Source organism: Limnohabitans sp. (assembly GCF_040400975.1).
GTDB lineage: Bacteria > Pseudomonadota > Gammaproteobacteria > Burkholderiales > Burkholderiaceae_C > Limnohabitans_A.
In genome coordinates, this window is sequence record NZ_JBBAPF010000028.1 from 14,904 (window position 1) to 35,107 (window position 20,204).

Consider the following 20,204-nt stretch of genomic DNA (forward strand, 5'->3'; position numbering starts at 1 on the left):
TGACGGATGTTCAGCCTCTACCCGATCTGTGTCCGAAATCATTGGAAACCGGTAGATTGTTTGATTTGGGTCAATACATGGGCTTGCCCTGAAAGGCAAAGTCGCAACATTCTTTGGAACACGTTTTTACCCAGGGGCAGAACCATGTCCGTTATTTCGTCTGAATTGTTGACACGGTTTGATGTATCAGGCCCGCGCTACACCTCTTACCCCACCGCAGACCGATTTGTCGAGGCCTTTGGCGAGGCCGATTACATCCAGGCTTTGCATCAACGCCAGTCCGGCCGTGTGGGGCAGCAGTCGCCCTTGTCCTTGTACGTTCACATTCCGTTTTGTGAATCACTCTGTTACTACTGTGCGTGCAACAAAATCATCACCAAACACAAAGACCGGGCAGCCACGTATTTGCGGTACCTCACGAAAGAGGTGGTCCTGCACAGCCAACATCTGGGACTGGGTCAACCGGTGAGCCAATTGCACCTGGGTGGAGGCACGCCCACCTTCATGAGCGACGATGAGCTGCGCCTACTCATGGCCATGTTGCGGGCGCACTTCGCCTTTGTGCCCGGCGGCGAATATTCGGTGGAAGTCGACCCGCGCACTGTGGACGAAGGCCGTTTGGCTGTGCTGGCTGAGTTGGGCTTTAACCGACTGAGTTTTGGCGTCCAGGACTTTGATCTGGCTGTACAAAAAGCAGTACACAGAATTCAACCGGCCGAGCAAGTTTTTCGGCTGGTTGATGCCTCGCGTCACTTGGGTTTTGAATCGGTCAATGTGGACCTGATTTATGGTTTGCCTTTACAAACCCCATCGTCATTTGACCGAACTTTGGCGCAGGTTAAAAGCCTCAGACCTGACCGCATTGCCCTGTATGCCTACGCGCATTTGCCGGACCGTTTCAAGCCACAACGGCGAATCCATGCTGAAGACTTGCCCGTGGGAGGCGCCAAAGTGGCGATGCTGTCGCGCTCGCTGGATGCCTTGACCGATGCGGGATATGTGTACATTGGCATGGACCACTTTGCATTGCCTGACGATGCCTTGGCCGTGGCCAAACGGCAGGGTCGTTTGCATCGAAATTTTCAGGGTTACAGCACCCAAGCCGATGGCGATTTGATCGCTTTGGGGGTGTCCTCGATTGGCCGTGTCGGTGCCACCTACAGCCAGAACGCCAAGACGATGGAGGAGTATGTCGACGCGCTGGACCAGGGCCGGTTCCCTGTTGTTCGGGGGGTGGCACTGTCACGCGATGACCTGATTCGCCGCTCGGTCATCATGGCCTTGATGTGTCAGGGCCATGTGCAATTCGAGTCGATCAACTTGGCCTGGCTGGTCGATTTCAAGATGCTCTTTGCCAAAGAGTTGTCCCAACTTGAAGACCTGCAAGCCCAAGGCTTAGTTCAACTGAGCGAGACGGGTATCCAGGTGACGCCAGCGGGGTGGTTCTTTGTGCGGGGCGTGGCGATGGTGTTTGACCGCTACCTTCAGGCAGATCGCAACCGCCACCGTTTTTCCAAAATCATCTGAGCTTGCAAGCCTCCTTGTTCGACCCATGTGCGCATCGCGCACAATGACCATATGGACCCACAATTGAAGTCACCATGCAAAGCTCTTTGGCCATCACGGCCTTGATGATGGGGGTGCTCGGTGGGCCTCATTGCGTGGCCATGTGCGGCGCTGCCTGTGCGGGCTTGGGCCAGGCAGCTGGAGACAGACGGGCGCAAGCCCTGTGGGCGTTCCAATGGGGTCGCTTGGGCGGTTATGCGCTTTTGGGCGCCTTGGCTGCTGCCAGCGTACAGGGCTTAGGTTGGTTGACCACGCAATCGGCCGCCATTCGCCCGGTTTGGACTTTGTTGCACCTGACGGCCTTGGTGCTGGGCTTGCTGCTCATGCTGCAGGCCCGTCAACCGGTGTGGCTGGATGCCGCAGCGCGTCGCTTGTGGGCGCGTGTGCGAGCCTTCAATACCCGCTGGGGTCGCGCCGCACCCTGGATGGTGGGCGGGCTGTGGGCCTTGATGCCTTGCGGTTTGCTGTATTCGGCCCTGATGGTGGCTGCCCTGACCAGCCAGCCGCTAGAGGGTGCAGCCACCATGGCCTTGTTTGCCTTGGGCAGCAGCATCAGCCTGTGGGCCGGGCCTTGGTTGTTTTTACGCATGCAATCGCTGGGTGATGGCGCTTGGGGCATGCGGACAGCGGGCTTGGCCTTGGCTTCTGTGTCGGCCTGGGCTCTGTGGATGGGGCTGGTGCATGACCAAGCCCCTTGGTGCATTGCACCTGTTTGAAATCAGGCCGACAGGCCTTTGTAAAGCATGTAAGCCGCCAGCAAATACAGCACGCTGGCGAACACGCGCTTGAGTTGCTTGACCGGCAGTTTGTGGGCGGTCGACGCACCAACAGGGGCCATCAAGACGCTGCATACCGCGATCACCACCAAAGCGGGCAACCACAAGTAGCCAAAGCTGTAGGCTGGGAGGTTTTGCACGTTTTGGCCGCTCACGATGTAGCCCGCCACGTTGGCCAGCGCGATCGGAAAGCCCAGCGCTGCGCTGGTGGCTACCGCATTGTGAATGGCCACGTTGCACCATGCCATGAAGGGCACACTGATGAAGCCACCTCCAGCCCCCACCAGACCGGACAAGAAACCAATCAGGCCGCCTGCGCCCAGCAAGCCCTGAAATCCGGGTACCTGACGCGAAGGTGCCGGTTTTTTGTCCAGAAACATTTGTGTTGCTGAAAAACCCACAAACAGTGCAAAGAACAGCGCGAGGTAGCTGCCTTTGACCAAGGAGAAGATGGCCAAACTGCCCAACAAACTGCCAATCACAATGCCTGGAGCCAAACCTTTGACCAGATCCCAGCGCACGGCTTTTTTCTTGTGGTGTGCGCGTACGCTTGAAATGGAAGTGAAGATGATGGTGGCCATCGATGTGGCGATGGCCATTTTGACGGCCAGATCAGGACTCACACCGCGAGCTCCCAAAAAGTAAGTCAGAAAAGGCACCATGATCATGCCCCCGCCAATGCCCAGCAGTCCTGCCAAAAACCCGGTGCACAGGCCAAGTAAAGCCAATTCGGCCAGCAGCAGAGGTTCGATGATCATGGGGAGGTATTGAAGAGGGCGGTCAAAGAAGGTGTCTGCAAGTGCCACCGGACCGGCATCCTGAACCGAGGTTCAGGTGGGCAAGGGCAGACTGGCGTTGGGTTCATCTGACGCGAGATGATCACGCTCACCAGCCGATGTTCCAAGCCCGGGCTCTAAGAGCATTGGTTCAAGGAAATATAAAGCCCGGCGTGCACTGCAGACGGTTGGGATTGTAGGTCTTTAGCGGGGCGTCTGCAGCCCCATGAGGAAAAGAGCCACAGTGAACGCAAAGCGCGAATCTGCATGGCGCCGCCATCAAAGCAGCTGGCCATCCTTTTCGATGACCTGGTCCAGGCGCTTGAGCAATTGATTCAAACGCTCTTGGGAGTCCGCAGGCAAATCTGGGCTCTTGGGGGCGTTGGAGCTGGCATCAACCGAGGGCGTGCCCACTTGCTCAAATGCCAGATTCAAAGCCGCCAACACGGCGATGCGGTCACGCGCCTTGATCTTGCCGGCATCGCGAATTTTGCACATCGCCTCATCGACTTTGCGTACCGCGGTCAGCAGGCTTTCTTCACCACCCACAGGGCAACCCAAGATGTAGCTTTGTCCCATGATCTGGACATCGATCTGTTTGTTGCTCATGCGGAGGCCTCAGGCGAGGTGGGGGCAGAAGATGGCAGGCGTTCGATCAAGGCATCGACCCGTGCCCGTGCGGCAGCCAAACGGGACTTGAGCTGATCGCGTTCGGTCGTCAAGAACTGGACTTGCTGTGTCAGTAACGCGTTGGTTCTCTGAAGCTCTTCGTGACGCAGCAACAGGTGATCCACACGTTCGGCAATTTGATCGATGGTGTTGGAGTGGGCCATGGCAAACTGGAAAAAGAAGTTGCTCATTGTAGAACGTGCGTCTCAGGCTTCAATGATTTTGTAGGTTTGCTGACAGCTTTGCACCTAGAATGTTGGCTTGTTGGTGCTCGCGGACTGGTTCACGGTCCGCAGTTCAACGGGAAGCAGGAGGGCGAGGCCAACACGGCCCACCTAACCTGCGCTGCCCCCGCAACGGTAAGCAGACGGGTTTTCAGTTCAACGAAAACCCCGCTTTCATCTCAAACCACTGGCCGCTCTGAAACAGGTGGCCGGGAAGGTGGTGAAGGTCGCCTCTGCCAGCCCGGATACCGGCCAACAAGGTGACCTGTCGAAAGACAGGTTGTAAAGCCCATGCACTGTCGGGGAAGGCGGTGAGGGCGTTTGACTTGTTCGTTTCAAATGAAAAATCGTTCCATTCGTGCGCGCTCTGCCGTGCCTGTTTTTTCCGCTTTGTCCTTGGCCGTGGTCGCTTCTTTGCAAGCCCAAACTATGGAGCTGAATCCTGTGGTGGTGTCGGCCACTCGCATCCAACAAAAAATCTCGGATGTCATTCCTTCTGCGACCGTCATTACTCGCGAGGAGATCGAGCGCTCTCAAGCGCCAACATTGGTCGACCTGATTCAAGGCCAGCCCGGTATTGAAATTGGCCGCAATGGTGGTCCAGGCACACTGTCATCCATTTTCATGCGTGGACAAGCGAGCTCAAACGTTGCCGTTTTCATTGACGGTATTCCGGTCCAACGCGACGCTGGTGGGGGTCTTAAACTTGTTGATATCCCTCCGAGTCAAATTGAAAAAGTTGAAATTCTGCGGGGCAATATGAGTGCCCTTTATGGCGAATCCGCCGTGGGTGGGGCCATTCACATCTTTACCCTTGCAGGCGCAGGAAAATCCGGCCCCACCGGTTCGTTGGCTTTTGGTTCGCGCAACACCTCGAATCTGACTGCAGGCTACAACCTGAACGGGGACGACTTCAAACTCGGAATCTCAGTTCAAAAATTTAAGACCGATGGTTTTTCTGCGATGAACCCACGTCAAAGTTCACTTGTGAATCCAGACAAAGATGCATTTGAGCGAGAGTCTTTTTTTATAAATGGTGAAAAAAGGGTGAGTAAAGATTTGGCGATTGGGTTTCAAGCCAATAGTATTGATTCCAAGGTTGACTATGACGGTACCAATGGATCGACCGTCTTACACAATTCAAAACAAAAATCCTCCGATCTGACGGTCTACAGTCGTATTCATCTATCGTCTGTCTGGACCTCACGCATAGCGATGACTCAATCCGGTTTTAGTAACCGAGAGTTTAGAAATATCACTACGCCCAATGGTTCTTTTGACGGCGATCAATTAGGGATTCAGTGGGGTAACACCTACAAGCTTGGCACTGGCAACGCCAACTTTGGCGTTGATGTGACCAACGCAGAGTTCAAGACGCCGACAAAATTTGAGCGTGATTCACTGGGGTATTACGTTGGTTACAGTGGTCGCTTCGATCGATTGGACTATCAAGCCAACTTGCGCCGCGATGAGATTAAATCCAAAGAGGGCAATACAGCCAAAGAAAATTCTGCCAACACGTGGCTTCTCGGCGCGGGTTATCAGCTTACACACGCACTAAAGCTCACGAGTCTTGTATCGACTTCTTTCCGTGCACCGGCTGTAGGCGAACTTTTTGGTGCCTGGGGCAATCCAACTTTACAGCCACAAGAACATAAAGGCGGTGAATTTGGGCTTCAACATCAAAGCGCGATTGGTCGGCTCCGTGCGGTGTATTTCAACACTGAAACGAAAAATGACTTTGCTTACGGCACTGACTCGAAGCCATATAACATTGCCAAATCTGAAAACAAAGGAATTGAGCTCAGCCTAAATGGCAATGCAGCAGGGTGGGGTTACAGGCTGAGTGCTGTAGCTCAAGATCCTAAAAACGCAGAGTCAGGGGCACGTCTTGCTCGTCGCGCAAAAGAATATGGCTCGATTGGTTTGACCAAGACTGCAATGGGTGTTGATTGGGGGGGCAATATTATTTTGTCAGGAAATCGAAAAGACTCTGATTACAACAGCGAAATCAACAGCTCTTTCACCGTTGTCAACCTTACCGCTTCTAAGAAGCTAACCCGGGAGTGGACAGGAAGAATCCGGGTCGAAAACGCTTTCAATGAAAATTACCAGCTTGCTCATGGTTACAACACCCCTCTACGCGGCGTGTTCGTGACACTGCAATACCAGCCTAAATAGAGCACATGCAAAGCTTCTTGCCCCAACGCATCGTCTGCCTCACCGAGGAAACCACGGAGTGGCTTTACCTGCTGGGGGAAGAGTCGCGCATCGTGGGCATCTCGGGCTACACGGTGCGCCCGCGCCGGGCCCGCGAAGAAAAGCCCAAAGTGAGTGCGTTCTTGAGCGCCAAGATCGACAAGATTTTGGCGCTCAAGCCCGATTGTGTTTTTGGGTTTTCGGACCTGCAGGCCGACATCGCGTCTTTGCTGATCAAGGCCGGCGTGCAGGTCACAGTCTTCAACCAGCGCAGTGTGGACGAGATTTTTTCGGTGCTCTACCAAGTGGCCGCGATGGTGGGGCAGGCCGAGCAGGGCTTGTCCCAGTTGTTGCGCATGCGCGCTGAGCTCGACGCCATCGCCCAAAGGGCGGCGGTTTTCAAGCGCCGGCCCCGTGTGTATTTTGAGGAATGGGACGAACCCCACATGAGCACCATCCGCTGGGTGTCTGAATTGATGGGCATTGCGGGAGGAGACGACATTTTTCCTGAGTTGGCACTGCAATCCATGGGGCGCGACCGGATCATTGCCAGCGGTCAAACCATCGTAGAGCGCGCGCCTGACATCATCATCGGCTCTTTGTGCGGCAAGAAGTTTCGCCCCGAAAAAGTCGCGGCCAGACCCGGTTGGCAAGACGTGCCTGCCGTGCGCACCGGGCAGATTTTTGAAATCAAATCGGCCGATATTTTGCAGCCCGGTCCTGCGTCTCTCACGGTTGGCGTGGCGCAGATGCACCGCATCTTCAGTCAGTGGGAAGCGCTGCATGGCTGATCTCTTGAGAAGCTGGGCTCAATTTTTGGCCTTGTTGGGTGCCTTGTGGGTGTGCGCGCAGCCCGTCCAAGCCGTTACCGTGCTCGACGACCGCCAGCAAAAGCTGCAGATTGCCCAAGCCCCGCAGCGCATCGTGAGTTTGTTGCCATCCCTGACCGAAACCGTCTGTGCCCTGAAGCAGTGCCACAAATTGGTGGGGCTGGACCGCTATTCCAACTGGCCCGAGTCGGTCAAGTCTGTGCCGCGTGTGGGCGGGGGGCTGGACCCGAACATCGAGAGCATCGTCGCGCTCAAGCCCGATCTGGTCTTGGCTGCTGGCTCCACGCGAGGCGCAGACCGCCTGCAGGCCTTGGGCCTGAATGTGCTGCGCTTGGAGCCACGCAACCACGCCGATGCGCTGCGTGTGTGGCGCACCGTGGCGCAGGCGCTGCATGTGCCCGCCGCTGACAGCGACCGGGTCTGGCAGGGCATTCAACAAGGCGTGCAGGCGGCGGTGCAATCGCTCAGCCCTGCTGCACGGCAGCAGCGGGTTTATTTTGAGGTCAGCCCTGCGCCCTATGGCGCGAGTGAGTCGTCTTTCATCGGCGAGACACTCACGCGCATGGGCGTGGCGAACATCTTGCCTGCATCGATGGGGCCGTTTCCTCAGGTCAACCCCGAGTGGGTGGTGCAGGCCCGGCCTGATGTGATCATGGCAGGCGACAGCAGCCGCGCCAGCATGCTGCAGCGCCCCGGCTGGGCTCGCTTGCGTGCCATGCAAGGTCAGCGCTTGTGCGTTTTCAAGCCAGATGAATCGGACATGCTGGTGCGTGCCGGGCCACGTATGGCCGAGGGTGCGCAGTTGATGGCCGACTGCCTGAACCGCGCAGCGGCCCAAACCGATACTGGGGTGCAGCGGTGAACACCCACACCCAGACCAACATCCACGCACCCCGCTGGGCGTTGCTGCTCTTGGCTTTGGGCTTGGTCGTGGTTTGGCTAGGCACGGCCGCTGGCAGTCAGGGCTGGCAGGCTTGGTGGTCAGCTGGGGCCGATGCTGTGTCGCGCCAGATCGTGTGGGACATCCGTTTGCCGCGCAGCCTCGGCGCGTGGTTGGGCGGGGCCTTGCTGGGCCTGGCCGGGGCTGTGGCGCAAGGCCTGTTTCGCAACCCACTGGCCGATCCTTATTTGCTGGGCAGTGCCTCTGGGGCGTCACTGGGGGTGGGGGTTTATTTGAGCTTGTGGGGCGGCAGCGCCTGGGCCGTGAACGCTTGGCTCGGCTTGGGCCTCACCGGCGCTGCTTTTGTGGGCGCGGTGCTGGCGGTGGTTCTCACGCTGGTTTTGGCGCGTGGTGTGCAACAAACCCTGCGCCTGTTGTTGGCTGGTGTGGTGGTTGGCGTGGTGCTGGGGGCAGTCACGTCCTTGATCTCGCTGATGCAGCCGCAGGTGCTGCAGGCCATGCAGGGCTTCATGCTGGGATCGACCGCGTTTGTCAGCTGGAGCGCCTGCGCCACCATGGCGGCGGTGCTGGCCCTGTGCCTGGTGCTGGCCTGGATTTTTGCCCGTGTACTGGACGCGTTGAGTTTGGGCGAAGCCACCGCGCAAAGTCTGGGCGTGCCGCTGCCACTGACCAGCATGGTGATGGTGGTTGTGATTTCACTGGCCACGGGGGCGGCGGTGGCGCACATCGGGCTGGTGGCTTTTGTCGGCCTTGCCGCTCCGCACTTGGTGCGCTCGCTGGTGCGCTGCACGCACGCTTGGCGCTTGCCCTTGTCGGCTCTGATGGGCGGGGCCTTGCTGGTGCTGGCCGATGTGATGGCACGCATGGTGTTGGCGCCGCAAGAGTTGCCCGTGGGTGTGCTCACGGCGGTGCTGGGCGGGGGGTATCTGCTTTGGCTCATGCGCAAGCGGGTGGGGTGATGCCATGTTGATCACCGCACAACCAAAACCCACTGCCGCATTGCAAGCGGTGAACCTGCATGCCACGCTGGGTGTCGGCTACAACGAGCGCCATGTTCTGCAGGGTGTGAACTTGGCGCTGAGCGCTGCCCGCTGGACCAGCATCATCGGTCCCAATGGCGCAGGAAAATCCACCTTGCTGCGCGCGTTGGCGGGGGTGTTGCCTTGCCAGGGCGATGTGCTGTTGCACGGCCAGCCCATGGCGAGCATGGCGCCGCGCGAGCGCGCCAGGGCGCTGGCCTGGCTTGCGCAAAGCGGCGCTGGAGAGGCCACAGCCGACGACCTCACCGTGTATGACGTGGCCTTGCTCGGGCGGCTGCCGCACCAGGCCTGGCTGGCCCCACCCGGCCCGGCCGACCACGCTGCGGTGGAGCGCGCGCTGCGCCAGACCCAAGCCTGGGACTGGCAGTGCCGCCCTTTGGGCGCGCTATCGGGCGGCGAGCGCCAGCGCGTGCTGCTGGCGAGGCTGCTGGCGGTGGAAGCCGACGTGTTGCTGATGGACGAACCGCTGGCCAACCTCGATCCGCCGCACCAGGCTGATTGGATTGCGCTGGTGCGCAGCCTGGTGGCGCAGGGCAAAACCGTGGTCAGCGTGCTGCACGAAATCACGCTGGCCCTCATGGCCGACGAAGTGGTGGTGGTGCAGCAGGGCCGCATTGCCCACGCCGGGCCCACCCATGAAACTGCCGCACACCGGGTTTTGGAGTCGGTCTTTGAGCACCGCATTGCTATTCATGAATTGGGCCCTCGCTGGGTGGCTTTGCCCCAATGAATCCCATGAATCACTTGACAGAACATCAAACCATGAAACTGGAATCAGTTCCCAACGAGAAGCGCCACGAGAAGCCCGAATGCGAGCGCCGTGCTCTGGTGATCGTTGGCACTGGCGACGGCAATGCTGCGCGCCCTTTTGGGTGCGGTGGCCCCGATGCGGGAGAACGTGTGTGACGGGCCCCACGATTTTCTTGAACAACATGTTGAGCCCAGTGTGCTCGACGCGTTGAACCCCAAGGACTGAACCATGAACTTCACCATCCCCAGCATCGACGACTTGACCCAGCCCGACCTAGCGGCCCGTCTGCAGCACCGGCTGGACAACAAAACCAAACCACTGGGATCACTGGGTCAGATTGAGCGCCTTGGGCAGCGCATCGGCTTGGTGCTGGGCAGTGAAACGCCCGAACTGAAAGACCCGCAGCTGGTGGTGTTTGCCGGCGACCACGGCTTGGCCGCGCGCGGCGTGTCGGCCTACCCGAGCGATGTGACCTGGCAAATGGTGGAAAACTTCCTGGCCGGTGGCGCGGCAGTGAGCGTGCTCGCGCGCCAGCACGGCATAGGCCTCACAGTGGTGGACTGTGGCGTGTGCCACGACTTCGCGCCTCGACCGGGTCTGGTGATTCATAAAGTGGCGTCGGGAACCGCCGATGCGCTCGAGGGCACGGCCATGACTGCTGCGCAGCGCAACACCGCGCTGGCCAACGGCGCTGCGCTGGTCAGAACGCTGCCCGGTAACGCGCTGCTGCTGGGCGAAATGGGCATTGGCAACACCTCTGCAGCCTCGTTGCTGATGAGTCGCCTTGCCAGGCTGGACATTGTGGACTGCACCGGCGCGGGCACCGGCCTGGACGGCACTGCAGTGCAGCGAAAGATCACCATCTTGCGACAGGTCTTGGCTCGCCACCCCGACGCCACTGAGCCGCTGGACGCTTTGGCGGCTTTTGGCGGGCTTGAGATGGCGACCATGGTGGGCGCGGTGCTGCAGGCCGCGCTGGAACGCCGCGTGATCGTGGTTGATGGTTTCATTGCCAGCGCCTCAGTGATGGTGGCCAGCGCCCTGCAGCCGCTGGTTTTGCAGCGCTGCGTGTTCGCGCACCGTTCGGGTGAGCGCGGCCACGCGCTGATGCTGGCGCACCTGAAGGCCGAGCCTTTGCTGGATTTGGGTCTGCGCCTGGGCGAGGGCTCTGGCGCTGCGCTGGCCTGGCCGCTGCTGCTCAGCGCCTGCGCCATCCTGCGCGAGATGGCGAGTTTTGAAACAGCGGGCGTGTCGCGGCAGGATGCCGTTGCCAACCATCCAACAACCACAACAGACCTTTGATCTGTCAAGCATGCAGCCCGTTCGTCACTTTTTGCTCGCCGTCCAGTTCTTCACACGCATTCCCATCACCGGGCGGCTGGCGGTGTGGGTGGGTTTCAGCCCGGCCATGTTGCGGGCCAGCGCAGCGCACTTTCCCGGCGTGGGCTGCTTGGTGGGCGGCTTGAGCGCAACGGTCTTTTACGGCTTGTGGCTGGCCCTGCCAGCGCAGCCTGCAGCGGGCTGGGTGGCGGCGGTGGCTTGTGTCGTATTCAGCGTGCTGTTGACCGGCGCGTTTCACGAAGACGGTCTGGCCGATTTGGTGGATGGCTTAGGTGGCTCGATGAACCGCGAGCGCGCGCTCGACATCATGAAAGACTCGCGTGTCGGCACCTACGGCGCGCTGGCTCTGGTGCTGGAGGTGGCCACCAAGGTGGCTTTGTTGGTGCTGCTGGCACAGGCCGGCGGCGCTTGGCTGGCAGCGGTGGCGCTGTTTGCTGCGCATGTCACCTCACGGCTGATGCCGCTGTTTGTCATCCGTACGCTGGCCCATGTGGGGGACACGCCGCAGTCCAAGTCCAAGCCGCTGGCTGAAAGTATCACCACGCTGGGTTTGCTGGCCGGTGTGCTCTGGTGGGCCCTGGCCATGGCATTGGTGTGGTGGCTGCTCCCAGGCGCACCGTGGCTGCTTGCGGTGCTGGGTGCTTTGGTGGGCATGGGCTGGATGTGGCGACTGCTGCACCGCCGTTTGCAGGGTTTCACCGGCGATGGCCTAGGTGCCACACAGCAAGTGAGCGAGGTGTGCTTTTACCTGGCGCTGGCACTGGCGCTATGAAACTCTGGCTGTTGCGCCATGCGCAGGTTGACCTGGTTGAAGGGCTTTGCTATGGCGCTAGCGATGTCCCAGCCCACGCCGAACTGACTCAGGAAGCCGCCCAAGCGGCATCCGTGCTTGTGCCGGTGGATGCGCCTGTATGGGTGTCGGCTCTGGGCAGGGCCAAGGCGTTGGCCCAAGTACTGCAACAACTGCGACCCGACCTGGGCGCGCCTATCGTCGATGCGCGCCTGAATGAAATGGACTTTGGCCTCTGGGAGCTCAAGCCTTGGGATGCCATCCCCCGCAGCGCTTATGACGACTGGATGGCTGACTTTGCCCATCACCGTTTTGGTGGCGCTGAGAGCACCCAGCAAGTGATCAACCGAGTGGCCGACGCCCTGAACGACCTCCGGGTATCACCCTACAGTGAAGTCGTGTGGGTCACGCATGCGGGGGTCATTCGGGCAGTGAAGTTTTTGGTAGACCAGGGCCCCTTGCCTTTGCCTGTGGTGATCCACAGCGTAGACCAGTGGCCAAGAGACGCCCCTGTGCCCGGCGGCCACCTTTGCATTGAATGGTGAACATCTTTCGATAAAATTCAGTCATGGAACTCAAAATCGTCGTCTACTCCAAGTCCGCATGCCCCCAATGCGATTCCGCCAAGATGGTGCTCAAAACCAAGTCATTGGCTTTTGAAGAAATCAAGATCGACGGCGAAGCCGAGCGCATGGCTTTCTTTGAAAAATGCGGACCTTCGGTTCGCCAAATGCCCCAAATCTTCATCAACGACCAGCGGGTGGGTGGCTTGGCTGGTTTGCAAGCTGCACTGGTTCAGCTCGGGCTCTGATTCTGCCCCTGGGGTAAAACCAAACGGATGGATCGCTTGGAGCCGTTGCCCTTATGGGTCTGAGCGTGTAGCTGTTCGTTTTTTGGGTGTGGGTGGCTTGCTGGCGTTGGGGGCGTCCAAACACAGCAGTGTGTCCAGGTACACCATGAACCTGCCCAGGTAGTCCGGCGATGCCTCGCGCATCAGGCCGAGTGAGCGCAACACCAGCATGTGTGAGTTGATGGGCCCCGCATTTTGCGGAGCTTGGGCCATGGCTTGGGACACCTGTTTTTGCACACTGATTTGTCCCAGCTGCTTGCGAAACTGTTGAATGCGAGGGCTTTCAGCACGCCAAGCGTTGGGCTTGATCGGCTGCACTTCACCGGTTGCACGCGTCATTTCTTGGAGCAGCTGCGCCAAAGGTGAGGGCAAAGCGGCTTCGGGTGAGGCGTCGGGCTCGCCGCTCAGCTTCTTGGCATCCAACTTGGTATCCCAACGCGCATTCATTTCGGACAAGGCCTTTTCCAGTTTGGCCAGCAGCAAATCGCGCGTCAGGCCCGTGGCCTCGCTGGCGCGTTGCGACAGCTGTTCGGTGTAATGCCAACCCACCGGGTCAAAGGTGGCGAGCGTTGGCCGAGGCGATGTGGCGTTGGTCATTGCGACGCTGACACCGCTTGCGCGGCCTTGGCTGCTTTGGGGACCGGTGCCATCTCGACCCGTCGGTTTTGGGCCCGAGCCTTGTCGTTGGTGTTGGCCACCAGCGGTTGCTCTTGGCCAAATGCAGCGGCGAACAGGGCCGAAGACGGCATGCCTTCTTCGATCAAAGTTCGGGTCACCGTCAAAGCGCGTTGGGCTGAAAGCTCCCAGTTGTCCTCAAACTGGCGGTTGCGTTGGCCGATGGCTTTGTCGTCGGTGAAGCCACTGACCATCAAGATCTCATCGCGTGACTGCAGGTAACTGCGCAACGGCACCACCAAACTTTTCAGCAGCTGCCTGCCTTCGGGTTCCAGCTTGTCCGAGTTGAGCTCGAACAACAATTTGCCGCTGATGCCGATGCGCCCGTTGTTCAAGGTGATGCGTCCGCTGGCCAAAGGAATGGCCAGAGCCTGTTCCAGCGACAAGCGCTTTTGTTCTTCCACTTGGCGTTTTTGCACCTCGTCTTCCAATTGGGAGGCCATGTCCAGCTGCGCGGCCATCACGCCGACCAGCAGCAAGATAAAAGCGCCCAGCAGACCCGTCATCAGGTCTGCAAATGACATCCAGGTGGGCGATGTGGCATCGACGTCGGCGTCGTGGTCCAGCATCAAACGGCCCCTTGGGTGGTCAAGTCGGTGCGCCGCTGCAGCGCTTCGAGCACGTCCTTTTGGCTGCCAATGCTCAAGTCCACAATTTCACGGGCCTGCGCCACGTAGTAAGCCAGTTGCTCGTCGCTGCGTGTCATGGACTTGTTCATGGCCGCCTCAATGCGCTGCAATTGGGCCATGAGTTGGTCGTTGGTCTCGCTGAACGATCGCACCGCAAAGCCAAAGGTTTCACCGAGACTGGCCACATCCACCGCGCTGGCGGTGACTTGCGCGGCGATGCCGCCTAGCTTGTCGGTCTCTGCCGTCACATGGTCATGGAACTTGCCGCTGGCTTTGTCCAGCGTGGCCTGGCTTGAGGTCACCAGCGCGTCGATGACGCCGCGCTGCTCGGTAGAAGCATGGTTGATGGCGTCCAGCAAGGTGCTGAGGGTGGCCAAAATGCGGGTGCGCTCCTCCAGCAGCGCGTTGTCGCGGCTCACGCTGACCGAGATTTCTTGGCGCATTTGACCAATCACTTCAGCAGCGGCTTTGGGTGCTTGTGATGCGGTTTCGATCAAGCGAGCGATGGGGTCTTCCAGCGCTGTGCCCAGCGTGGTCAGGTGGGCGGTCACCGCACTTTGCAGCTCCGTCAGGCGAGCCACTGCGGTCTGACCGCGTGCATCTTCTGCGTCCCTCAGGGCCGACAGCTCTTGGCGCAGCACGGCGGCCAGTTCTTCGGCGCGCTGCTGGTGTCCTGCAGTCCATTGCACCTCTGTGGTGATGCGTTCACGCATCAAAGCTTCGCTGCTGGCCATCAGCCGTGTGATTTCCGCCAAGGTCTGGGTGGCTTGGGTTTGGGTGTGCGTGGTGATGTCTTGCGCTGTTCGGCTCAGGGCGTCGCAAATGGTTTGCTGTTGCGCCAAGGTCTGCGCAGCTGCACTTTGCCATTCGCTGTGCAGTGAGGCTGCCATCTGCGTCAGTGAGGCTTGCCAGGCTTGCAGACGCTGCTGGTCGGCGCTGCTTTGCAGGGCTTGTTGTGCGGTTTGCGTGGCGCTGACTTGGTCGACCAGGGCCTTCGCACTGCGCTCGAAATTTTGGCTGAACGCGTCCAGCGTCTGGCCGACACGCTCGGTCATGTGGCTGCTGGCTTGCTCGTGACGGGTCAGTGTCTCTGCGCTGGTCTGTGCCACTGTGCTGGCTGTGGCGGCCATGTGCGTCTGCAGCTCGCCCAATTGCTGCTGGCTGTTGAGCAGCAGGCGCTCGTTCATGGCCTGGGCTTGTTCGGTCAGCTGGGTCATGGTGGCTTCAACCACGGGGCGAATGCCGTCGCTGGCCAGTTGCAGGCTTTGGCTCAAACTGCTGCGCAGTGATTGGTCCACCGATTGAGCCAGCCCTGTGTATGCCGTTTGCACCTGCGTGTGGAAGCTTTGCTGATTGGCCAACAAACGCTCATTCATCTGCTTGCTGGTTTCGGCCATTTGCGCCATCATGTTTTGCAGCTGGTCAACCACTTGGGGCAGGGCCTGCGCTTGTTGCTGCAAAGCCTTGTAGGTCTCTTGGCGTTGGTGCGTGAGTGAAAACCGGTGCAAGTGGGTGTGGATCAAGCTGTCCAGCTGTTGCGATGCCAAAGCGCGCTCTCGCCGTGCCAGGCTGCTCATCAGCCCCAGCATGGCCGAGGTGGCCACACCGGCCACCGAGGTGCCAAAGGCCAGCCCCAAGCCTTTGATGGGTTCAGAAAAAGCGGCGCGCACGCCGGCGATGCTGCTGGAGCCTTCGAGCGCAAACACCGCGCCGTTCAGCGTGACCACCATGCCCAAAAAGGTGCCCAACATGCCCAGCATGACCAAAAGACCGATCAAGTAGGGCGTGAACACAGGGCCGGGCAGGCCCACGCGCTCGCCTTCAACCCGCTGACGCACTGTGTTGTGCAATTCGGCGGGCAAGGTGATCAGCCAATCGTTCAAGTGGGCCAAGTCTGGTGGCACTTGTGCCAAACCCTGGTTCAAGGCTTGGGTGACGCCTCGGTATTGGCGCAGCTCCAGCGCGCCAAAGCCATACACGCCGCCGATCAATGCGGTCATCACCAACACCAAAACATGGCTGCTGGCCACGGCGGCGGCGACCCAGAGCAGCGCCAGCGCGCCCAAACCAAAGGCGATTGAAAAAGAAAGGCGTTTCATGTGTCGGGGGTCTCTGATGTGAGGGCTTCAAGCAAACCCAAAGTGGGCTGCAAGCGGGTGTCCAATTCGGCCAACAGGGCGGTGCGCAGCGCTTGGCGGTGGGGCATCAACCAAGACAAGGCTTGTTGGGGCACACCGGGAGGGCTGTCCGAGTCCAACACAGCCTCGTTGTTTTGTTTGAGATGCAGTTTGAGGGCTTGAACAAAACGTTTTTCAAGTATCTTGATCACCTTGCCCAGCAGCAAGGCTTCTCGTTCGCTGAGGATGTTTTCAAAGGCTGCGTCGAGCGTGGCCAATTGCTGCAAGCGCCCCCTACGCTTGCTCAGCTGCAGCCGCACACTGGCGCGCAGACTGCGCACACTGGTTTCCATCTGCCTTTGATGTGCAGCGTGAAATCGCCGGTAGGGGGCAAAAGCGGTTTTGGGGTCGATGGGCTCGTCCAATTCTGCAGCAGGCATCTGGATGAGGGCCAAGCCGGAGCCGGCTGGCGCCCCTTGGGTGATCGACTCGGCCAATTGCGCCCTGACTTTGTCAACATGGTTCGCCAACGCGATGGGGCTGATGGGCGCTGCGCGTTGGAGGTGGGCAGGCAAGGGCTGTGTCCCAGGATCTTGGCCGTTTGTGCCAGTCTGCAAAACGCTTTGCAAGGCGATGGCTTGCCGAAAATTGAGCCAATCGCCCAGTTTGTGACCGACATCTTCAGTCGATTGGACAGCCTCCATCATGGCGTTTTCGGTCAAAAACCGCACCAAGGGGGAACTGTTGAAATGGGCACGCGGCAAGGGGCGCGTCATGGAAGGGTATTTGGACTTGGAAAAACCGAGCGTCAAGGCTCTTGGGTAGGCAGGCGTCTGCCATGTGGGCGAATGCTGCCAATATGGCAAATTGTGATTTTACCCGCCCAACCTGCCTGATTTTGACCCTGCCGTCGGGTCGAATCTCAGGGTGTTTTGGGCTTGTAATCGCAAAAAGCGGCCACCGAGCATTGCCCGCACAGCGGCTTGCGCGCTTGGCATACATAGCGGCCGTGCAAGATCAGCCAGTGGTGGGCATCCACCAAATACTTAGGTGGTATGCGTTTGAGCAGTTTCAGTTCAACCGCCAATGGGGTTTTGCCCGGGGCCAAGCCCGTGCGGTTGCCCATGCGAAAGATGTGCGTGTCAACCGCCATAGTCGCTTCGCCAAAAGCAGAGTTCAACACCACATTGGCCGTTTTGCGGCCCACACCGGGCAGAGCTTCCAGAGCTTCGCGCTTGCGGGGCACTTGGCCGCCGTGTTGCTCGACCAGAATCCGGCAGGTCTCCATCAAGTGCTTGGCCTTGCTTCGATAAAGACCAATGGTCTTGATGTAACCCTCTAACCCCTCCAGACCGAGGTCTAGGATCTTTTGAGGGGTGCCCGCCACCGGAAACAACTTGCGCGTGGCCTTGTTCACGCCCACGTCTGTCGCCTGGGCCGAGAGCAGCACGGCGGCCAACAACTCAAACACGCTGGTGTATTCCAGTTCGGTCACGGGCATGGGGTTGGCGGCTTGCAGGGTGGCAAAGAAGGATTCGATCTGTGCGGGTTTCATAGGCGGTCCGGAAGTTGGCAAAATGGCGGCCAAGTCAACACGGGAAGATACACCATGCCTTTGCAGTTCGCAGACCGCCTGAACAAGGTCGAAACCTCCGCCATCCGGGAGCTGTTCAAGCTTTTGGGTAAGCCGGGCATCATCAGTTTTGCGGGCGGCTTCCCCGACAGCGCCATGTTTGACGTGGAGGGCATTCGCGAAGCGAGCAACGCGGCTTTGACGCAAGACCCCGGCGCCGCACTTCAATACAGCGCGACCGAAGGCTTTGGCCCTCTGCGCGAGCAACTGGCCCACTTCATGGCCCAAAAGGGTGCCCATGACGTGAGCGCAGACCAGTTGATCGTGACCACGGGCAGCCAGCAGGGGCTGGATTTGATCGGCAAAACCATGATCAGCCCCGGCGACAAAGTGATCGTTGAAGGCCCGACTTTTTTGGCCACCATCCAGTGCTTCCGTTTGTATGGGGCCGAGCTCATCAGCGCCCCGGTGGACGGCCATGGCGTCAAGACCGACGAGCTGGAAAAACTGATCGCCGAGCACAAACCGAAGTTTGTCTACCTGATCCCCACTTTCGGCAACCCGAGCGGTGCCTTGCTCAGCGCCGAGCGCCGCCAAAAGGTGCTGGAGATGGCCGTGAAACACCAGACCCTGATCGTCGAAGACGATCCTTATGGCGACCTGTATTTTGGCGAAGCGCCTCCTCCCAGCCTGCTGGCTTTGAGCAGCACCGTGCCCGGCAGCCGCGAGTTGCTGGTGCATTGCGGGTCGCTGTCTAAAGTGCTGTCGCCCGGCCTGCGCGTGGGCTGGATGGTGGCGCCCGCTGAGTTGCTGGCCCGCGCCACCATGTGCAAGCAGTTCAGCGACGCGCACACCAGCACTTTTTCCCAGGCCACGGCGGCGCAATACCTGTTGGCGGGTCGCATGCCTGCCACACTGGACAAAGTGCGTGCGGTGTATGCCAAGCGCGCCCAAACCATGGGCGACGCACTGCGCCGAGAATTGGGCGATACGGTGGAATTTGTGCAGCCCCAAGGCGGCCTGTTCGTCTGGGCCCGCCTCACAGGCGCTGGCGGCAAGGTCAATGACGGCAACGTGTTCGCCAAGCGCGCCATCGACAACGGCGTGGCCTTTGTGCCGGGCACGCCTTTCTTTTGCGCCAATCCCGACCATGCCACCTTCCGCTTGAGCTTTGCCACCGTGGGCGAAGACAAAATCCTGGAAGGCGTTGCGCGCCTGGCCAAAGCGCTGTGAACCATGGCCATCAACACCGAACTGTGCATTGACGTCAACGGCACCGAAGTTTGGCTGCAAGGGCAGGGCGATGAGGTGATGCTCATGCTGCACGGTTGGCCCGACACCCGCGCCCTGTGGGATGGCACCGTGGCCGCATTTCAAGACCGCGCCACCTGCGCTCGACTGACATTGCCCGGTTTTGAATCTGGCCCTGCAGTCACACGCTTGGATGATATGTGCCAGCTGCTGCGTCAGATCGTTGACCGCATCAGCCCTGACCACCCCGTGACCCTGGTGCTGCACGACTGGGGCTGCATGTTTGGTTATGAATTCGCCATACGCCACCCCGATCGGGTGGCCCGCGTGGTGGCGGTGGACGTGGGCGACCACAACTCGAGCGCATTGTGGCGCGAATGGGGCTTCAAGGAAAAGCTGTCCGTCATGGGTTACCAGGTGTGGCTGGCCTTGGCGTGGAAGTTGGGTGGCAGCTTGGGCACCCGCATGACCCGCGCCATGGCCCGCTGGCTGCGTTGCCCCTCCGACTCTGGTCGCATCACCCACCAGATGAACTACCCCTACGCCATGCAATGGTTCGGGACGGCGGGTGGCTTGAAGCATGCGGCGCCAGTGCAGTTGCCGATGCCGCTTTTGTTTGTCTTTGGCGAACGCAAGCCCTTCATGTTCCATTCGGCCAAATGGCTGGAAAAAGTCGCCGCCCAGCCTGGCAGTGCGGTGCAAGGCTTGCCTTGTGGTCATTGGGTGATGATTTCGCGACCCGAGGCGTTTCATGCACGCGTGCGTGAATGGCTATGGGGCGAGCTTTGAGGGGGCAGGCTTGAAACCCGAAGACCTCACAAAGTTGGTCACCATGCCCATGCCTTTTGGCAAATACAAGGGCACGCTGATCGCCGACTTGCCCGGCAATTACCTCAATTGGTTTGCGCGTGAGGGGTTCCCCAAGGGTGAAATCGGGCAACTGCTGCAGCTTATGCAGGAGATTGACCACAATGGTTTGAGTGAGCTGCTTAAACCATTGCGCCGCTGATCGGGTCTGATTTCAAGGTTTAACGACTTCCAGCAATCGGTCCAGCCCACCTTGGTTGATGGCGACCATGGCTTGCTCGCGAACCTTGGGTTTGGCGTGGTAGGCCACCGACAAGCCCGCAGCGCCCATCATGGGCAAGTCGTTCGCGCCGTCGCCCACAGCAATGCACTCTTGTGGCTCGATGCCCATCAACGAGGCCATTTCCAGCACCGTTCGGCGCTTTTCGGCGCCATCACA

24 protein-coding genes, 1 other RNA gene and 1 riboswitch are annotated in these 20,204 nt (G+C 59.6%); of the genes, 15 read left to right on the forward strand and 10 right to left on the reverse strand.

The genetic code is table 11. The features are described from left to right. Nucleotides 1-144 precede the first annotated feature (144 nt). Both hemN and ABWQ00_RS13615 read left to right on the forward strand, forming a co-directional pair. The gene (gene hemN, locus ABWQ00_RS13610; RefSeq protein WP_353239212.1) at nt 145-1,527 is read left to right on the forward strand and encodes an oxygen-independent coproporphyrinogen III oxidase; all 1,383 of its coding nucleotides are present in this window, start codon (nt 145-147) and stop codon (nt 1,525-1,527) included. Between the two features lie 74 nt (nt 1,528-1,601). Next, nucleotides 1,602-2,282, forward strand: a complete 681-nt coding sequence (locus tag ABWQ00_RS13615; protein WP_353239213.1) for a sulfite exporter TauE/SafE family protein — start codon at nt 1,602-1,604, stop codon at nt 2,280-2,282. A gap of 2 nt (nt 2,283-2,284) precedes the next feature. Here ABWQ00_RS13615 and ABWQ00_RS13620 read toward each other — a convergent pair whose 3' ends face one another. From ABWQ00_RS13620 to ABWQ00_RS13630, 4 genes are all read right to left on the reverse strand, one after another. Further along, entirely contained in the window at nt 2,285-3,100 is an 816-nt protein-coding gene (locus ABWQ00_RS13620) for a sulfite exporter TauE/SafE family protein (protein ID WP_353239214.1), read from the reverse strand. A 28-nt stretch (nt 3,101-3,128) separates the two neighbouring features. Continuing rightward, nucleotides 3,129-3,308: non-coding RNA, 6S RNA (gene ssrS / locus ABWQ00_RS16340), on the reverse strand. A gap of 89 nt (nt 3,309-3,397) precedes the next feature. Continuing rightward, entirely contained in the window at nt 3,398-3,727 is a 330-nt protein-coding gene (locus tag ABWQ00_RS13625) for a cell division protein ZapA (protein ID WP_353239215.1), read from the reverse strand. Then, the gene (locus tag ABWQ00_RS13630; protein WP_353239216.1) at nt 3,724-3,951 is read right to left on the reverse strand and encodes a coiled-coil domain-containing protein; all 228 of its coding nucleotides are present in this window, start codon (nt 3,949-3,951) and stop codon (nt 3,724-3,726) included. Before ABWQ00_RS13630 ends, ABWQ00_RS13625 begins: the two co-directional genes overlap by 4 nt. 84 nt (nt 3,952-4,035) lie before the next feature. Then, nucleotides 4,036-4,282, forward strand: a riboswitch (cobalamin riboswitch). 68 nt (nt 4,283-4,350) lie between these two features. Between ABWQ00_RS13630 and ABWQ00_RS13635 the strand changes: the two genes are divergently transcribed. From ABWQ00_RS13635 to ABWQ00_RS13680, 10 genes are all read left to right on the forward strand, one after another. Next, nucleotides 4,351-6,192 carry a TonB-dependent receptor domain-containing protein gene (locus tag ABWQ00_RS13635; RefSeq protein ID WP_353239217.1) on the forward strand — a complete coding sequence of 614 codons (1,842 nt, stop codon included), beginning with the start codon at nt 4,351-4,353 and terminating at the stop codon, nt 6,190-6,192. Nucleotides 6,193-6,197: 5 nt separating this feature from the next. After that, a complete protein-coding gene (locus tag ABWQ00_RS13640; RefSeq protein WP_353239218.1) occupies nt 6,198-7,001 on the forward strand; it encodes an ABC transporter substrate-binding protein in 804 nt (267 codons plus the stop codon). Then, entirely contained in the window at nt 6,994-7,902 is a 909-nt protein-coding gene (locus tag ABWQ00_RS13645; protein ID WP_353239219.1) for an ABC transporter substrate-binding protein, read from the forward strand. Before ABWQ00_RS13640 ends, ABWQ00_RS13645 begins: the two co-directional genes overlap by 8 nt. Next, complete coding sequence (locus ABWQ00_RS13650) at nt 7,899-8,900, forward strand: FecCD family ABC transporter permease (RefSeq protein ID WP_353239220.1); 1,002 nt, start codon at nt 7,899-7,901, stop codon at nt 8,898-8,900. The genes ABWQ00_RS13645 and ABWQ00_RS13650 overlap by 4 nt, the downstream gene beginning before the upstream one ends. Before the next feature lie 4 nt (nt 8,901-8,904). After that, nucleotides 8,905-9,711, forward strand: coding sequence for an ABC transporter ATP-binding protein (locus ABWQ00_RS13655; RefSeq protein WP_353239221.1), 807 nt, complete (start codon nt 8,905-8,907; stop codon nt 9,709-9,711). Nucleotides 9,712-9,743: 32 nt separating this feature from the next. Continuing rightward, nucleotides 9,744-9,887, forward strand: a complete 144-nt coding sequence (locus ABWQ00_RS13660; RefSeq protein WP_353239222.1) for a hypothetical protein — start codon at nt 9,744-9,746, stop codon at nt 9,885-9,887. 73 nt (nt 9,888-9,960) lie between these two features. Beyond that, nucleotides 9,961-11,034 (forward strand): nicotinate-nucleotide--dimethylbenzimidazole phosphoribosyltransferase, encoded by a 1,074-nt coding sequence (cobT, locus tag ABWQ00_RS13665; protein ID WP_353239223.1) that lies wholly within the window; start codon nt 9,961-9,963, stop codon nt 11,032-11,034. A 10-nt stretch (nt 11,035-11,044) separates the two neighbouring features. Then, nucleotides 11,045-11,845 (forward strand): adenosylcobinamide-GDP ribazoletransferase, encoded by an 801-nt coding sequence (locus ABWQ00_RS13670; protein WP_353239224.1) that lies wholly within the window; start codon nt 11,045-11,047, stop codon nt 11,843-11,845. Continuing rightward, the gene (locus ABWQ00_RS13675; RefSeq protein ID WP_353239225.1) at nt 11,842-12,408 is read left to right on the forward strand and encodes a histidine phosphatase family protein; all 567 of its coding nucleotides are present in this window, start codon (nt 11,842-11,844) and stop codon (nt 12,406-12,408) included. The genes ABWQ00_RS13670 and ABWQ00_RS13675 overlap by 4 nt, the downstream gene beginning before the upstream one ends. Before the next feature lie 23 nt (nt 12,409-12,431). After that, a complete protein-coding gene (locus ABWQ00_RS13680) occupies nt 12,432-12,674 on the forward strand; it encodes a glutaredoxin family protein (RefSeq protein ID WP_300555946.1) in 243 nt (80 codons plus the stop codon). A gap of 51 nt (nt 12,675-12,725) precedes the next feature. On the opposite strand, the gene ABWQ00_RS13685 is transcribed toward ABWQ00_RS13680, so the two are convergent. The 5 genes from ABWQ00_RS13685 to nth form a co-directional block, all read right to left on the reverse strand. Next, a complete protein-coding gene (locus ABWQ00_RS13685) occupies nt 12,726-13,310 on the reverse strand; it encodes a DUF2894 domain-containing protein (RefSeq protein WP_353239226.1) in 585 nt (194 codons plus the stop codon). Beyond that, complete coding sequence (locus ABWQ00_RS13690) at nt 13,307-13,957, reverse strand: OmpA family protein (protein ID WP_353239227.1); 651 nt, start codon at nt 13,955-13,957, stop codon at nt 13,307-13,309. Before ABWQ00_RS13690 ends, ABWQ00_RS13685 begins: the two co-directional genes overlap by 4 nt. After that, nucleotides 13,957-16,116: a DUF802 domain-containing protein gene (locus ABWQ00_RS13695; protein WP_353239228.1), complete on the reverse strand. Its 2,160-nt coding sequence runs from the start codon at nt 16,114-16,116 to the stop codon at nt 13,957-13,959. The genes ABWQ00_RS13690 and ABWQ00_RS13695 overlap by 1 nt, the downstream gene beginning before the upstream one ends. Then, nucleotides 16,113-16,910: a DUF3348 family protein gene (locus tag ABWQ00_RS13700; RefSeq protein WP_353239229.1), complete on the reverse strand. Its 798-nt coding sequence runs from the start codon at nt 16,908-16,910 to the stop codon at nt 16,113-16,115. Before ABWQ00_RS13700 ends, ABWQ00_RS13695 begins: the two co-directional genes overlap by 4 nt. A gap of 146 nt (nt 16,911-17,056) precedes the next feature. Beyond that, nucleotides 17,057-17,689, reverse strand: a complete 633-nt coding sequence (gene nth, locus ABWQ00_RS13705) for an endonuclease III (protein ID WP_353239230.1) — start codon at nt 17,687-17,689, stop codon at nt 17,057-17,059. A gap of 54 nt (nt 17,690-17,743) precedes the next feature. On the opposite strand from nth, the gene ABWQ00_RS13710 reads away from it, so the two are divergent. From ABWQ00_RS13710 to ABWQ00_RS13720, 3 genes are read left to right on the forward strand one after another with little or no spacing between them, the layout of a single operon-like run. Beyond that, nucleotides 17,744-18,940, forward strand: a complete 1,197-nt coding sequence (locus ABWQ00_RS13710; RefSeq protein ID WP_353239231.1) for an aminotransferase-like domain-containing protein — start codon at nt 17,744-17,746, stop codon at nt 18,938-18,940. A gap of 3 nt (nt 18,941-18,943) precedes the next feature. Beyond that, nucleotides 18,944-19,747 carry an alpha/beta fold hydrolase gene (locus tag ABWQ00_RS13715; RefSeq protein WP_353239232.1) on the forward strand — a complete coding sequence of 268 codons (804 nt, stop codon included), beginning with the start codon at nt 18,944-18,946 and terminating at the stop codon, nt 19,745-19,747. A gap of 10 nt (nt 19,748-19,757) precedes the next feature. Beyond that, the gene (locus ABWQ00_RS13720) at nt 19,758-19,967 is read left to right on the forward strand and encodes a DUF3820 family protein (RefSeq protein ID WP_353239233.1); all 210 of its coding nucleotides are present in this window, start codon (nt 19,758-19,760) and stop codon (nt 19,965-19,967) included. 12 nt (nt 19,968-19,979) lie between these two features. Here the strand turns inward: ABWQ00_RS13720 and ABWQ00_RS13725 are convergent. Next, the coding region (locus ABWQ00_RS13725; RefSeq protein WP_353239234.1) for an HAD hydrolase family protein at nt 19,980-20,204 on the reverse strand (225 nt) is incomplete at its 5' end.

Coding starts and splice junctions, on each gene's coding strand:
- ABWQ00_RS13690 (WP_353239227.1), bottom strand. CDS start 13,957: ATGCTGGACCACGACGCCGACGTCGATGCCACATCGCCCACCTGGATG.
- ABWQ00_RS13695 (WP_353239228.1), bottom strand. CDS start 16,116: ATGAAACGCCTTTCTTTTTCAATCGCCTTTGGTTTGGGCGCGCTGGCG.
- ABWQ00_RS13715 (WP_353239232.1), top strand. CDS start 18,944: ATGGCCATCAACACCGAACTGTGCATTGACGTCAACGGCACCGAAGTT.
- ABWQ00_RS13645 (WP_353239219.1), top strand. CDS start 6,994: ATGGCTGATCTCTTGAGAAGCTGGGCTCAATTTTTGGCCTTGTTGGGT.
- ABWQ00_RS13670 (WP_353239224.1), top strand. CDS start 11,045: ATGCAGCCCGTTCGTCACTTTTTGCTCGCCGTCCAGTTCTTCACACGC.
- ABWQ00_RS13710 (WP_353239231.1), top strand. CDS start 17,744: ATGCCTTTGCAGTTCGCAGACCGCCTGAACAAGGTCGAAACCTCCGCC.
- ABWQ00_RS13685 (WP_353239226.1), bottom strand. CDS start 13,310: ATGACCAACGCCACATCGCCTCGGCCAACGCTCGCCACCTTTGACCCG.
- ABWQ00_RS13700 (WP_353239229.1), bottom strand. CDS start 16,910: ATGACGCGCCCCTTGCCGCGTGCCCATTTCAACAGTTCCCCCTTGGTG.
- ABWQ00_RS13635 (WP_353239217.1), top strand. CDS start 4,351: ATGAAAAATCGTTCCATTCGTGCGCGCTCTGCCGTGCCTGTTTTTTCC.
- ABWQ00_RS13625 (WP_353239215.1), bottom strand. CDS start 3,727: ATGAGCAACAAACAGATCGATGTCCAGATCATGGGACAAAGCTACATC.
- ABWQ00_RS13680 (WP_300555946.1), top strand. CDS start 12,432: ATGGAACTCAAAATCGTCGTCTACTCCAAGTCCGCATGCCCCCAATGC.
- ABWQ00_RS13630 (WP_353239216.1), bottom strand. CDS start 3,951: ATGGCCCACTCCAACACCATCGATCAAATTGCCGAACGTGTGGATCAC.
- ABWQ00_RS13615 (WP_353239213.1), top strand. CDS start 1,602: ATGCAAAGCTCTTTGGCCATCACGGCCTTGATGATGGGGGTGCTCGGT.
- ABWQ00_RS13655 (WP_353239221.1), top strand. CDS start 8,905: ATGTTGATCACCGCACAACCAAAACCCACTGCCGCATTGCAAGCGGTG.
- ABWQ00_RS13660 (WP_353239222.1), top strand. CDS start 9,744: ATGAAACTGGAATCAGTTCCCAACGAGAAGCGCCACGAGAAGCCCGAA.
- hemN (WP_353239212.1), top strand. CDS start 145: ATGTCCGTTATTTCGTCTGAATTGTTGACACGGTTTGATGTATCAGGC.
- ABWQ00_RS13675 (WP_353239225.1), top strand. CDS start 11,842: ATGAAACTCTGGCTGTTGCGCCATGCGCAGGTTGACCTGGTTGAAGGG.
- ABWQ00_RS13620 (WP_353239214.1), bottom strand. CDS start 3,100: ATGATCATCGAACCTCTGCTGCTGGCCGAATTGGCTTTACTTGGCCTG.
- cobT (WP_353239223.1), top strand. CDS start 9,961: ATGAACTTCACCATCCCCAGCATCGACGACTTGACCCAGCCCGACCTA.
- ABWQ00_RS13640 (WP_353239218.1), top strand. CDS start 6,198: ATGCAAAGCTTCTTGCCCCAACGCATCGTCTGCCTCACCGAGGAAACC.
- nth (WP_353239230.1), bottom strand. CDS start 17,689: ATGAAACCCGCACAGATCGAATCCTTCTTTGCCACCCTGCAAGCCGCC.